11 protein-coding genes are annotated in these 12599 nt (G+C 59.5%); 5 read left to right on the top strand and 6 right to left on the bottom strand.

Annotated elements, in window-relative coordinates; genetic code table 11:
* Positions 1 to 46 precede the first annotated feature (46 nt).
* The 5 genes from osmF to FCH38_RS13500 all read left to right on the top strand — a co-directional run bounded on the left by osmF (position 47) and on the right by FCH38_RS13500 (position 4481).
* Positions 47 to 958 (top strand): glycine betaine ABC transporter substrate-binding protein OsmF, encoded by a 912-nt coding sequence (gene osmF, locus FCH38_RS13520; protein WP_153515283.1) that lies wholly within the window; start codon positions 47 to 49, stop codon positions 956 to 958.
* A gap of 87 nt (positions 959 to 1045) precedes the next feature.
* On the top strand, positions 1046 to 2212 hold the full coding sequence (locus FCH38_RS13515; RefSeq protein ID WP_174374081.1) for an ABC transporter permease: 1167 nt from the start codon (positions 1046 to 1048) through the stop codon (positions 2210 to 2212).
* Positions 2209 to 3147 carry an ABC transporter ATP-binding protein gene (locus FCH38_RS13510; RefSeq protein ID WP_174374080.1) on the top strand — a complete coding sequence of 313 codons (939 nt, stop codon included), beginning with the start codon at positions 2209 to 2211 and terminating at the stop codon, positions 3145 to 3147. Before FCH38_RS13515 ends, FCH38_RS13510 begins: the two co-directional genes overlap by 4 nt.
* Positions 3144 to 3884, top strand: coding sequence for an ABC transporter permease (locus FCH38_RS13505; protein ID WP_149898274.1), 741 nt, complete (start codon positions 3144 to 3146; stop codon positions 3882 to 3884). The genes FCH38_RS13510 and FCH38_RS13505 overlap by 4 nt, the downstream gene beginning before the upstream one ends.
* A gap of 108 nt (positions 3885 to 3992) precedes the next feature.
* A complete protein-coding gene (locus tag FCH38_RS13500; RefSeq protein ID WP_153515369.1) occupies positions 3993 to 4481 on the top strand; it encodes a gluconokinase in 489 nt (162 codons plus the stop codon).
* On the opposite strand, the gene FCH38_RS13495 is transcribed toward FCH38_RS13500, so the two are convergent.
* The 6 genes from FCH38_RS13495 to FCH38_RS13470 form a co-directional block, all read right to left on the bottom strand.
* Positions 4478 to 5779, bottom strand: a complete 1302-nt coding sequence (locus FCH38_RS13495) for an NAD(P)/FAD-dependent oxidoreductase (RefSeq protein ID WP_174374079.1) — start codon at positions 5777 to 5779, stop codon at positions 4478 to 4480. The two genes, FCH38_RS13500 and FCH38_RS13495, sit on opposite strands and share 4 nt — an antisense overlap.
* Before the next feature lies 1 nt (position 5780).
* Positions 5781 to 7139: a glutamine synthetase family protein gene (locus FCH38_RS13490; RefSeq protein WP_174374078.1), complete on the bottom strand. Its 1359-nt coding sequence runs from the start codon at positions 7137 to 7139 to the stop codon at positions 5781 to 5783.
* Positions 7140 to 7314: 175 nt separating this feature from the next.
* Positions 7315 to 8562, bottom strand: coding sequence for an NAD(P)/FAD-dependent oxidoreductase (locus tag FCH38_RS13485; protein ID WP_174374077.1), 1248 nt, complete (start codon positions 8560 to 8562; stop codon positions 7315 to 7317).
* Between the two features lie 100 nt (positions 8563 to 8662).
* Entirely contained in the window at positions 8663 to 10303 is a 1641-nt protein-coding gene (locus tag FCH38_RS13480) for an ABC transporter ATP-binding protein (protein WP_149898271.1), read from the bottom strand.
* A 5-nt stretch (positions 10304 to 10308) separates the two neighbouring features.
* A complete protein-coding gene (locus tag FCH38_RS13475) occupies positions 10309 to 11454 on the bottom strand; it encodes an ABC transporter permease (RefSeq protein WP_153515287.1) in 1146 nt (381 codons plus the stop codon).
* Positions 11454 to 12548 (bottom strand): microcin C ABC transporter permease YejB, encoded by a 1095-nt coding sequence (locus FCH38_RS13470; protein ID WP_149898269.1) that lies wholly within the window; start codon positions 12546 to 12548, stop codon positions 11454 to 11456. The genes FCH38_RS13475 and FCH38_RS13470 overlap by 1 nt, the downstream gene beginning before the upstream one ends.
* Between the last annotated feature and the right edge of the window lie 51 nt (positions 12549 to 12599).

Below are 12599 nucleotides of genomic sequence, written 5' to 3'. Positions count from 1 at the left end.
GCGATCTTTCGCCTGTTCGGCAGGCTGACCCACCGGAGGAACATTCATGAATCGCTTGATGACGTTGACGGGCGCCGGACTTGCGCTTGCCTTTTCTGTTTCCATCGCTCAGGCGCAGGTGGTGGTGTCGTCGAAGATCGACACCGAGGGCGGTGTTCTCGGCAACATCATCCTTGCCGTGCTGAACAAGAATAATATCGAGACAACCGATCGCATCCAGCTTGGCGCCACCCCGGTGGTGAGGAAGGCGATCACGGCGGGCGAAATCGATATCTACCCGGAATATACCGGCAATGCCGCCTTCTTTTTCTCCAAGGCAGATGATCCGCTGTGGAAGGATGCCGCAAAGGGCTATGAAGAGGCTAAAACGCTCGATTACGACGCCAACAAGATCGTCTGGCTGCAACCCTCGCCGGCAAACAACACCTGGGCTATCGCACTGCGCAAGGATGTCGCCGACAAGAACAATCTGAAGTCGCTTTCGGATTTCGGCAAATATGTCGCCGGTGGCGGCGAGGTGGTTCTTGCCGCTTCCTCCGAATTCGTCAATTCCGCCGCCGCCTTGCCGGCGTTTCAGACGACCTATGGCTTCACCCTGAAATCGGAGCAGCTGATCACGCTGTCCGGCGGCGACACGGCCGCCACGATCGCCGCTGCCGCCAATCAGACCAACAACGCCAATGCCGCCATGGTTTACGGCACCGATGGGGGCATCGCGCCTTCGGGGCTTGTCGTTCTGGAAGACGACAAGCACGTGCAGCCGGTCTATCAGCCCGCGCCGATCATTCGCGAAGAGGTTCTGAAAAAGAACCCCAATATCGAGGAATTGCTGAAACCCGTGTTCGAAAAACTTGATCTGGCAACGCTGCAGGATCTGAATGCCCGTGTGCAGGTGGGCGGCGAACAAGCCAAGGCCGTGGCAACCGACTTCCTGACAAAGAACGGTTTCCTCAAGTAATAGCTTGTGAAATGGTAGATCGGGATGACGAGAACATATGTCGCTTTCGTCATCCCGCTCGCACTTAATATCCAAGGGGAGCGAAATTTGTCGAAATGGCCTGACAAGGTGGGCGTGCTGATTTCTTGCCTTCTCCTTTATGCGCTTTTCGCGTCGCCCTTCATGATATTCCGCGCCAACCGGATCGTTCAGGGTGAAACACGGACGATTTTCGAGGCGCTTCCGGCTACGGCCTCAATGCTCCTCGTCGCCCTCATCCTTCTCGCCACCTTCGTCGCCTTTTTCCGCTTTCCGGTGCTGCTGAAACTCGCAGCCGCACTGGTTGGCCTTGCGGCGCTGGCGATCTTCGTCGGGCAGGCCGCGTCCGTCCTGACACCTGAAGGCAACAGCTTTGCCCGCGTTTCGCCTGCCAGCGGTTTCTGGCTGATGTTTGCCGGGCTGTCATTGCTTGCGACGGACTGCATTGCCCGTCTCCAGCCGAAACCCGCCTTGCGCATTTTGCTGTTGCTGCTGGCGATTGCCTCGCTTGCAGGGATCTTAACCAGCGGTCTCTGGAGCGATCTCTCCATCATCAAGGAATATACCGGCCGGGCCGACATATTCTGGACAGAGGCGCTACGGCATGTGGAGCTGGCCATCGGTTCGCTGATCGCGGCGACCGTCGCGGGAATTCCGCTGGGAATACTCTGTTACAAGGTCGAACGGTTGCGTGCCGGCCTGCTGAACAGCCTCAACATCATCCAGACCATCCCGTCCATCGCTCTTTTCGGCCTTCTGATCGCGCCGCTCGGATGGATCGCCGCCACTGTGCCGGGCGCGGCAAAGATCGGCATTGCCGGCATCGGCATGGCGCCCGCCTTTGTGGCGCTGTTTCTGTATTCGCTGCTGCCGGTCGTTTCCAACACGGTTGTCGGCCTTTCCGGCGTCTCGCAGGCGGTCCGGGAAGCGGCGCGCGGGCTTGGCATGACGCCGGTGCAAAGGCTGCTGCGGGTGGAGTTTCCGCTCGCCATGCCGGTCATCCTTACCGGCATTCGCATCGTGCTGGTGCAGAATATCGGGCTGGCGACGATCGCCGCACTGATCGGCGGCGGCGGTTTTGGCGTTTTCGTATTTCAGGGCATCGGACAGACGGCCATGGACCTCGTGCTGCTCGGCACCGTGCCGACCGTTCTCCTCGGCTTTGCCGCCGCGATCACGCTCGACGCCCTCATCGACAGTAATCTCTTCAGCGCAGGCGGAAGGCAACAGTCATGATCGAGATCGACACCATCACGAAACGATATGGCGATGCAGCCGTAGTTGATCAGGTATCGCTGACGGTTGCGCCGCGCACCGTCACCGTCATCGTCGGCACATCAGGATCGGGAAAAACCACGCTGCTGCGGATGATAAACCGGCTGGTGGAACCGACCTCCGGCACGATCCGGATCGACGGCGAGGATGTCAGCACGATGCCGGGTTACAAACTGCGCCGACAGATCGGCTATGCCATTCAAGGCCATGGCCTGTTTCCACACAGGACCGTGGCGGAGAATATCGCCACCGTTCCGCAGTTGGTCGGCTGGGACCGCAAACGTATCGAGGCGAAAATCGATGCGCTGATGCACCTCTTTCAGCTTGATCCTGCGCTTTATGCCGACCGTTTTCCGCATGAGCTTTCCGGCGGCCAGCAGCAGCGTGTCGGTGTGGCGCGGGCGCTCGCCGCAGAGCCGAACATTTTGTTGATGGACGAACCCTTCGGCGCACTCGACCCGGTGATCCGCGCCAAAGCGCAGAATGATCTTCTCGATATTCAGAAAAAGCTCGGCGTTACCGTGGTCCTCGTCACCCATGATATGGACGAGGCCTTTCATCTGGCGGACCGTATTGCCGTGATGGACAAGGGCCGCATCGTGCAGGACTGCCCACCGGCCGAACTGGTGCTGAAACCGGCAACTGATTTCGTGCGCACCATGATCGGCGAAAACGAACGCGCGCTGAAACTGCTTTCGGTTCTCTCCATTGCTGACATCGTGGAGCCGGGAAGCGCCAAGGGAGAACCGCTCACCGAACATACAAGCCAGCGCGATGCCCTGTCAGCGATGTTATGGGCGGGCTGTGATGTCTTGCCGGTCGTTAAAGACGATGGCCAAATCGCCGGCCGGGTGCGGCGGGACGTTCTCCTCCAGCGTGCTGCCGGAGCCTCATGAAAAACGCGGCCTCTTTCCTTGCAATCGGATTTCTGGTGCTGGTGCTGATCGTCTTTCTTGCAGCGCCGCAAATCTTCGCGCCGATATTCCGCCCTCTCGTGCAGGCCAATGCACCGGCGATCTACACGCAGGCCAATCTGCTCTCCCTCACTCTCTCGCATCTGACCACCGTGGCGATCGCCACGGGGCTGGCCACATTGGTAGCGGGCGCGCTCGCAGTTCTCGTCACCCGGCCTTTCGGGGCGGATTTCCTGCCGCTGTCGCGTAGCATCGTCAATATTGGCCAGACCTTCCCGCCCGTGGCGGTGCTGGCGCTGGCGGTGCCGATGATCGGTTTTGGAGAGAAACCGACGCTTATTGCGCTGTTTTTATACGCGCTGCTGCCCGTGTTCGAAAATACGCTGACGGGGCTTACGACCCTGCCCGCCACGGTGATGGATGCCGCCAGGGGGAGCGGCATGACCGGCTGGCAGCGGCTTGTCAAAGTGGAACTACCGCTTGCTCTGCCGGCCATTCTTGCAGGTATACGGCTGTCGGCAGTCATCAGCCTTTCAACCGCCACCATCGGCTCCACCGTCGCCGCGCGCACGCTTGGCGAAGTGATCATCGCCGGCCTTCAATCCAACAATCTCGCCTTCATCCTGCAGGGCGGCTTGATTGTCGCCGCACTGGCAATCCTGATCCACGCTGCCTTTTCCGCGCTGGAAAGGACCGCAGCCCGCAAAACCGGGCACTGACACGGGCAAGCTCCGCATTTTTATATTCCCGATACCTGCCACACATGTTAGGGGCTGACCGTCGAAACAGAAACATCAGAGGTTCGGGTGACACAGGCAATCGTCGTGATGGGAGTGAGCGGCTCGGGCAAGTCCACGGTCGCAGAGGAACTGGCCGAAAAACTGGGCATTGCCTTCATAGAGGGCGACAAGCTTCACCCGAAATCCAACGTCGATAAAATGTCCGAGGGCATTCCCCTGACCGACGATGATCGCTGGCCCTGGCTTGACCTGATCGGCGCGGAACTGCGTAAGGGCAGCGAAAACAACGGTGTCGTCGTTTCCTGCTCCGCACTCAAGAAAATCTATCGCGACCGCCTTCGCACGGCTACCGGCGGGCCGCTTGTTTTCGTTTATCTGGATGGCAGCCTGGAACTTCTCAGCCGGCGCATGGGTGAACGCAAGGGCCATTTCATGCCGCTCTCGTTGCTTCAGACCCAGCTCGCCACGCTGGAAGTGCCAACCGGCGAACCGGGCGTCGTGACCGTCAGCATCGACACCACACCGGAAGAAATCGCGAAAAATGCGCTTTCCGGTTTGAAGACGGTGACGTTCTAAAACCCGAGCTTGTCCCGCATGCCGTACCACCATGCACCAAGCATGGTCAGCGGTACACGGAACGTCTTTCCGCCGGGGAACGGATAGTTCGGCAACGAACTCCAGATATCAAAACGTTCGGCGTGGCCGGCAACGGCCTCACCCAATATCTTGCCGAGCAAATGCGTGGTGGTGACGCCGTGGCCGCTGTCGCCATGCGAAAAATAGACATTGTCGGACAGTTTGCCCACATGCGGGATGCGTGTCAGCGTCAGCGCGAAGTTGCCACTCCAGGCGAAGTCGATCTTGGTCTTTTCCAGTTGCGGAAAGGTCTTCAGCATGTTCGGGCGGATCACACCGGTCAGGTCGGCCGGATCGCTGCCGCCATAACCGATGCCGCCGCCATAAAGCAGGCGGTTATCCGAGGTGCGACGATAATAGTCGAGAATGTAATTGGCATCCTCGACGCAATAATCGGCGGGCAAAAGCGCCTCGATCAGATCGACATCGAGCGGCTCCGTCGCCATGACCTGACTTGACACCGGCATCATCCGCTCGCCGATTTCCGGCAGCAATGTGCCGAGATAGGCATTACCGCAGACGAGGACGTATTTCGCCTTGACGCTGCCCGTTGCCGTGCGCACGATGGGGTTTGAACCCTGCTCCAGCGAAATGACCCGCGAATTTTCGAATATGCGGGCACCAAGGCTTTCCGCCGCCGCCGCTTCGCCTTGCACCAGATTGAGCGGGTGAATGTGACCACCGAACCGGTCGATCATGCCGCCGGCATAACGCTCAGTCTTTACATATTTTCCAACATCGCCCTTGGCGACCATCTCAAGCCCGCCATGGCCGTGTTTTTCCCAATGGGCCTTGTGAGCCTCCATTTCGCGGATCTGTTTTGGTGTGAAGGCCGCGAAAAAGCCGCCATCGACGAGATCGCAATCGATGGCATATTTGGCGATGCGCTCGCGGATGATCGCGCCGCCTTCCAGCGACATTTCCCCGAGTTTCACTGCCTTTTCGTTACCGTAACGCCCGGCGATGGTTTCGAGGTCGCGGCTGTAGCCGTTGACGATCTGGCCGCCATTGCGCCCCGAAGCGCCGAAGCCAACCCGCACACCTTCCAGCACGATGACCGAATAACCGCGTTCACTGAGTTCAAGTGCCGCGGAAATGCCGGTGAACCCGCCGCCGATGATGCAGATATCGGCTTCCAGCGCACCCTCGAGCGTCGGCCGCACGGATTTGACATTGGCGGAGGCCGCATACCACGACGATGTGTGGCCGGGATTGGGAATAGTCGTTACCTCAGCCATCTCACACCGTCCTGATATAGGCGTCATATTCGACGTCAGTTACACGCAGGGAAAATTCGGAAAGCTCCTGCTGCTTGCAGGCGGAAAACAGCGTGCGATAACGCTGGCCGAGCGTGGCATAGGCAAAGCTGGAGCGCGAGAAGCGCTGCAGGGCATAATCCCAGTTGGTAGGCAGCGGTTCGTGATTGATGGCATGGCTGTCACCCGCAATCGCGCCGCCGGGCTGGCGCTTCTCTTTCATGCCGGCAAGTGCCGCACTCAGGATCATCGCCACGACGAGATAGGGATTGGTATCGGCACCGGCGACACGATGTTCGATACGCGTTGCGGCCTTGCTGGCAACGATGACGCGCACCGCCGCCGAACGGTTGTCGATGCCCCAGGAGGCGTAGGTCGGCGCATGTTCACTCGGCGTCAGACGGCGGTAGGAATTGGCATGGGGGGCGAAGATCGCCATGCTTTCCCCCATATTTTCCAACAGGCCGCCGACCGAATGCATCAGCGCATCCGACGGGCCGTTTTCGCCAGCATAGATATTCCTGCCGTCCTTATCGAGAACGGAAAAATGCACATGCATACCGTTGCCGGCCTGCAACCCATAAGGCTTTGCCATGAAGGTAGCGTCGAGTTCATGCCGACGCGCCACGCCCTTGACGATGCGTTTCAGGAAGACGGCGAAATCAGCGGCCTGCAGCGCGTCCGGCACATGGTTGAGGTTGATTTCATATTGGCCGGGGCCGTTTTCCCGCAGCGTCGTATCGGCAAGCACACCCTGCGCCCGGCAGGCCGTGGCGATATCGTGGAAGACATCCTCGAAATCCTGCAATTCGGAAATCGACAGAACCTGGGTCTGGCCCGTGTGCCAGCGTCCCTCACGGCTGTGCGGCGGGCGCACGGGATCAAGTGCAGAGCGGACTGGATCAATCAGGTAAAACTCCAGTTCCGTGGCGACCACCGGCGTGAGGCCGGCCTTTTTGTATGTTTCCAGAACCCGCGCCAGCACATTGCGCGGATCGCCGTAAAAGCCGGTTCCATCCGGGTTTTTCATCGCGAGCAGGACTTGAGCTGTCGGACGGCCAAGCCATGTTACCCGCGATAACGTACCGGGAACGGGAAAGCAGAACCCATCCGGATCACCCGTGCCTTCGGCGAGACCTGCGGCATGCACATCCCGGCCCCAGATATCCAGCGCATAAACGGAACGGGGGATTGCCATTCCCTTTTCGAGCACGTCGATTGCCCTCTCCCGCGGAATCCATTTGCCGCGCGGAACGCCGTTCGCGTCTATGACGAAGGCTTCGAGAATTTCGATATCGGGGTTATCGGCGAAAAATTTCTTTGCGTTTTCAATATCATACATCGTGCACCAGCAGGCCGTTTCTCTTCTGTGTCGCGCGCGGAAGCGCTTCGCTAACGAAAATCATCCTGCTGCTGATAGATGAGAAACCTCGCCACCATGATGACGTTTGCCCCTTTTCCCTCTTGATAAGCCCATGTTACGTGGGCGGCCGCAGGAAGGCCAGTGGATTCGGCTATCAGGGATTGAACCTTTCCGGGCGATAGGCGTCAATGGCGATAACAGGTGTTTCTCCCAGCATCGTTTCCGCCAGAACGCGGCCGGTGATCGGCCCCAGCGTGAGACCGTGATGGGCATGCCCGAACGAGAACCACAGGGTTCTGTGGCGCGGCGCCTTGCCGATGATCGGCATCATATCCGGCGTGCAGGGACGTGCGCCCATCCACGGTTCGGCATCCAACCGGCCACCCAGAGGAAAGACGGTGCGGGCCACCCGTTCCGCCCGCTCGATCTGCACGGGGGATTTCGGCGCATCGCGTTCGGCAAATTCAGCACCTGTCGTGAGGCGGATGCCCTTGCGCATCGGTGCCAGGAAATAACCGCGCTCGGCATCGATCAGCCAGCTGTTGAGCTTTGTCCCCTCCTGCGGCGCATAATGCATGTGATAGCCACGCTTCACCCCGAGCGGGAAACGATAACCCAGCCTCTCTGTCACCGTATCTGCCCACGGACCAAGCGCCACGACGGCATGTTCGGCCTCGACCGCGCCGGTTTCGGTGCGCACCGTCCAGCCACTTACTGTCTGGCTAAGCGTCGATGCATCGCCCCGGATAAAGGTGCCGCCGAGGTTTTCGAACAGTTTGAGATAGGCGAGCGTCAGCGCGTGCGGATCGAGCACCGACCAGGGATCGTTCCATTTCAGGCCGCCGACGAAATCACGGCTGAGATGCGGTTCGGCCGTTGCGAGTTCTTCGGCGTCGAGTTTCGTGTGGGAAATGCCGTGGTCACGCGTAAGCCGCTCAGCGAAGGCATAGTCGGCATCCCGCCTTGCGGCAGTCCTGTAAGCCTCCATCCAGCCGTTCTTGACGATCAGATCGCCGGCCTTCGCCTCGTCGATCAAAATACTGTGTTCGGAAACCGAATGCTCAATCAGCGGCGCATAGGCGCGCGCAATCGCCGCGTGGCGCGTGGCTGCGGAATTATACCAGTAACGGCCGAGAAAAGGCGCGATCTTTGGCAGGGCAGAAAGGTGATAACGGGCATCGATGCTGTTGTTCAGGGAATAGCGGAGCAGCAGTGCAAGGTCCTGCGGAAAGGCGTAAGGCACGACACCTTCTCTCTGGATCAGTCCGGCATTGCCGAAGGAGGTCTCCTCGCCCGGTCCGCGCCGGTCAACCAGCACCACCGATTTGCCCCTTCGGGCCAGTTGCAAAGCGACGGAGACCCCGATGATCCCCGCTCCCAGAACAATCACATCCGCTGCCATGGCAATCAATCCGTTTCCGCATCACGTCTCTCGCAACATGGGTCGGCATTTTCCGCGAAGCAACAGAAAAATCATCACCTTAATAGAAACAGCGATGCGCCTACTGGCTCACCGCTTTGGTTTCGACAGCCTCGATATTGAAGGCCGCAGCCAGCAGCGCCTTGGTATAGTCCTGCTGCGGGCTGGCGAAAATCTCCGCCGCTGCACCGCTCTCCACCACCTTGCCGTGGCGCATGACGATCAGGTCGTTGGCGAGCGCCTTCACCACCTTCAGATCGTGACTGATGAAGAGGTATGCGAGTTCGTGCTTGGCCTGGAGATCGCGCAGCAGATCGACCACCTGCGCCTGCACGCTCATGTCGAGCGCGGATGTCGGCTCATCCAGCATGACGAAACGCGGTTTCAGCACCATGGCACGGGCGATGGCGATGCGCTGACGCTGGCCGCCGGAAAATTCATGTGGATACCGCCAGCGGGTGGCCGGGTCGAGGCCGACCTCTTCCAGCGCGGTGGCGACACGCGTATCGCGCTCGTCGGCGGATAGAGACCGCTCGTGCACCTTCAGGCCCTCGGCGACGATTTCGCCCACCGACATGCGCGGGCTGAGTGAACCGTAAGGATCTTGAAACACCACCTGGAGCCGGTTTCTGAGCGGCTTCATCATCTCATAGGAATAGTGGTCGATCGACTGACCGATGAAGCTGATCCGCCCCTCAGATGCGATCAGCCGGGAGAGCGCCAGACCAAGCGTGGTCTTGCCGGAACCGGATTCGCCCACCACGCCCACAGTCTGCCCGGCGCGAAGGGTAATATCAATGCCGTCCACCGCCTTCACATGGTCGACAACCCGGCGCATCAGCCCCGCCTTGATCGGGAACCAGACCTTGATGTCGTCGCCCTGCATGACCACGGGTTTGCTCGCATCGGAATGCGGGGGCTCGCCCTTCGGCTCTGCTGCAAGGAGATGGCGCGTGTAGGCGTGCTGCGGATCGGTAAACACCTGCTCCACGGTGCCGGTCTCGACGATCTTACCCTTGGTCATGACGCAGACGCGGTCGGCAAATTTGCGGACGATGCCGAGGTCGTGGGTGATGAACAGCATGGACATGCCGTGTTTCGTCTTCAGATCACTCAGAAGCTCAAGGATCTGCGCCTGCACCGTCACGTCGAGCGCCGTGGTCGGCTCATCGGCGATCAGCAGTTTCGGCCGGTTGGCAAGCGCCATGGCGATCATCACACGCTGCCGCTGGCCGCCGGACAATTCATGCGGATAGGCTTTGAGGCGCTTTTCCGGTTCGCGGATGCCGACCTGCAACAATAGTTCCAGCGTGCGCGCCCGCGCCTCAGCCCCGGTGATTGCCTGGTGCAGTTCGAGGATCTCGCCGATCTGCCGCTCGATGGTGTGGAGCGGATTGAGCGAGGTCATCGGCTCCTGGAAAATCATGGTGATGTCGTTGCCCCGCACCGCGCGCAACGCCCGTTCCGGAAGGGTGAGCATGTCCTTGCCGTCGAACAGGATTTTCCCCGACGGATGGCTTGCTGCCGGATAGGGCAGCAATTTGAGAATGGAATTCGCGGTCACGGACTTGCCGGAACCGGACTCGCCAACGAGAGCAACGACTTCGCCCGGCATCAGGTCGAAGGAGACGTGATCCACGGCGACGCTGGTCGCCCCACCCTGATGAAAGGCAACCGAAAGGTCACGGACGGAGAGAAGTGGCTGGATGGTTTTTTCCGTCATGGCGATCACCGGAACGTCTTGCGTGGATCGAAGGCGTCGCGCACCGCTTCACCGACGAAAATCAACAGCGAGAGCATGATGGACATGGTGAAAAACGCGGTGAGGCCAAGCCAGGGGGCCTGAAGGTTGTTCTTGCCCTGCGCGATCATCTCGCCCAGCGACGGTGAGCCCGGCGGCATGCCGAAGCCGAGGAAATCGAGCGAGGTGAGCGTCGTGATCGAACCCGAGAGGATGAACGGCAGGAAGGTCAGCGTCGCCACCATGGCGTTGGGCAGAAGATGCCGGAACATGATCGTCCAGTTGCCGACGCCGAGCGCACGGGCAGCGCGGACATATTCGAAGTTTCTGGCGCGCAGGAATTCCGCCCGCACGATGCCGACAAAGCCGACCCATGAGAACAGCAGCATGATGCCGAGCAACACGAAGAAGCCGGGTGGCATAATGGCCGCGATGATGAGCAGGATATAGAGCACCGGCATGGATGACCAGATTTCGATGAAACGCTGCAGAAGCAGGTCAGTCCAGCCGCCGAAATAGCCCTGAATGGCGCCGGCGGTGACGCCGACCAGAGCCGACGCGATGGTCAGCGTCAGGCCGAACAGCACGGAGATGCGAAAACCATAGATCATCCGCGCCGTGACATCGCGTGCCTGATTGTCGGTTCCGAGCCAGTTGAGATTACCAAGCGTGCAACCGGGATCGGCATTACCCTGCGGATAGGCGGAGCAGCGGTCTTTTTCATCCATCAGCCAGAAGGGCGCGGTGGGTGCCGAATGCGGAATATTGGAGTTGACCGTCTGGTAGGAATAACGGATCGGCGGCCAGATCATCCAGCCATTGGCGTTGATCTCGTCCTGGATGAAGGAGGATTTGTAGTCGGTCTGGGCAAGGAAGCCGCCGAACTTCTCTTCCGGATAATCGACCATGACCGGCACCAGTATCTCGCCTTTGTAGGAAGCGAGAATGGGTTTGTCATTGGCGATGAATTCCGCGATCAGGCTCAGGAAAAACAGGATCAGGAACAGCCAGAAGGACCAGTAACCGCGCCGGTTCGCCTTGAAATTCTGCCAGCGGCGCTTGGTCGTCGGCGAAAACCACGGGCGCTTCGGCTTTACCAGTGTCTCGGCAGCGGCGGTGTTGGCGAGCGTCATCACACGTCCCTCCGCTCGAAGTCGATACGCGGATCGATCCATGTATAGATAAGGTCGGAAAGGAGACCGACCACAAGGCCCATCAGCGAGAAGATGAACAGCGTGCCGAACACGATCGGGTAATCACGATTGACGACCGAGAGATAGCCGAGGCGGCCGAGACCATCCAGCGAGAAGATGTTCTCGATCAGCAGCGAGCCGGTGAAGAAGGCCGAGATGAAGGCGCCCGGAAAACCGGCAATCACGATCAGCATCGCATTGCGGAAGACGTGGCCATAGAGAACCTTGCGTTCGGAGAGACCCTTGGCGCGGGCGGTAACGACATATTGCTTCTTGATCTCGTCGATGAAGGAATTTTTCGTCAGAAGCGTCGTTGTTGCGAAAGCCGAGAGCGACAGCGCAATCAATGGCAGCGTCAGATGCCAGAAGTAGTCGATGATCTTCTGCCACCAGTTCAGCTGGTCAAAATTATCCGACACCAGACCGCGAAGCGGGAACCAGTCGAAGAACGATCCGCCGGCGAAAAGCACGATGAGCAGGATACCGAACAGGAAGCTCGGCACCGCATAACCAATGATGATGATGCCTGATGTCCAGACATCGAAAGTCGAGCCATCGGAGACGGCTTTCTTGATGCCGAGGGGAATGGAGATGATGTAGGAGATGATCAGGATCCAGAAACCAAGCGACATCGACACCGGCAGCTTGTCGATGATGAGATCGATGACCGAGGAATTGCGGAAGAAGCTGTCGCCGAAATCGAAGCGGATGTAATTCCACATCATTTCGAGAAAACGGGTGAGCGGCGGCTTGTCGAAACCGAACTGCTTCTCGAGCTTGGCGATCAGCTCCGGGTCGAGACCCTGCGCACCGCGATATTTCGAGCCGCTTTCATCAAAACCGCCGGACTGGCCCATAAGATCGCCGCCGCCCGAAAGCCGGTCGGAAGCGCTGTCGCCCTGCCCCGTCAGCTGCGCGACGACCTGCTCCACCGGCCCGCCCGGCGCAAACTGGATGACGAGAAACGAAATGCCCATGATGCCGATGATGGTCGGGATCATCAGCGCCAGACGTCTGAGGATATAGGCGCCCATCAGCCTCTGCTCCCGGGAGATACGTCAGCGGTTTTCGTTTCAGTCAAACCC

Source organism: Agrobacterium tumefaciens (assembly GCF_013337285.1).
GTDB classification, from domain to species: Bacteria; Pseudomonadota; Alphaproteobacteria; order Rhizobiales; family Rhizobiaceae; genus Agrobacterium; species Agrobacterium burrii.
Note: the sequence above shows the minus strand (reverse complement) of the source record. Positions and strands in the feature narration are given on the sequence as shown.

Coding starts and splice junctions, on each gene's coding strand:
- osmF (WP_153515283.1), top strand. CDS start 47: ATGAATCGCTTGATGACGTTGACGGGCGCCGGACTTGCGCTTGCCTTT.
- FCH38_RS13510 (WP_174374080.1), top strand. CDS start 2,209: ATGATCGAGATCGACACCATCACGAAACGATATGGCGATGCAGCCGTA.
- FCH38_RS13505 (WP_149898274.1), top strand. CDS start 3,144: ATGAAAAACGCGGCCTCTTTCCTTGCAATCGGATTTCTGGTGCTGGTG.
- FCH38_RS13500 (WP_153515369.1), top strand. CDS start 3,993: ATGGGAGTGAGCGGCTCGGGCAAGTCCACGGTCGCAGAGGAACTGGCC.
- FCH38_RS13495 (WP_174374079.1), bottom strand. CDS start 5,779: ATGGCTGAGGTAACGACTATTCCCAATCCCGGCCACACATCGTCGTGG.
- FCH38_RS13490 (WP_174374078.1), bottom strand. CDS start 7,139: ATGTATGATATTGAAAACGCAAAGAAATTTTTCGCCGATAACCCCGAT.
- FCH38_RS13485 (WP_174374077.1), bottom strand. CDS start 8,562: ATGGCAGCGGATGTGATTGTTCTGGGAGCGGGGATCATCGGGGTCTCC.
- FCH38_RS13480 (WP_149898271.1), bottom strand. CDS start 10,303: ATGACGGAAAAAACCATCCAGCCACTTCTCTCCGTCCGTGACCTTTCG.
- FCH38_RS13475 (WP_153515287.1), bottom strand. CDS start 11,454: ATGACGCTCGCCAACACCGCCGCTGCCGAGACACTGGTAAAGCCGAAG.
- FCH38_RS13470 (WP_149898269.1), bottom strand. CDS start 12,548: ATGGGCGCCTATATCCTCAGACGTCTGGCGCTGATGATCCCGACCATC.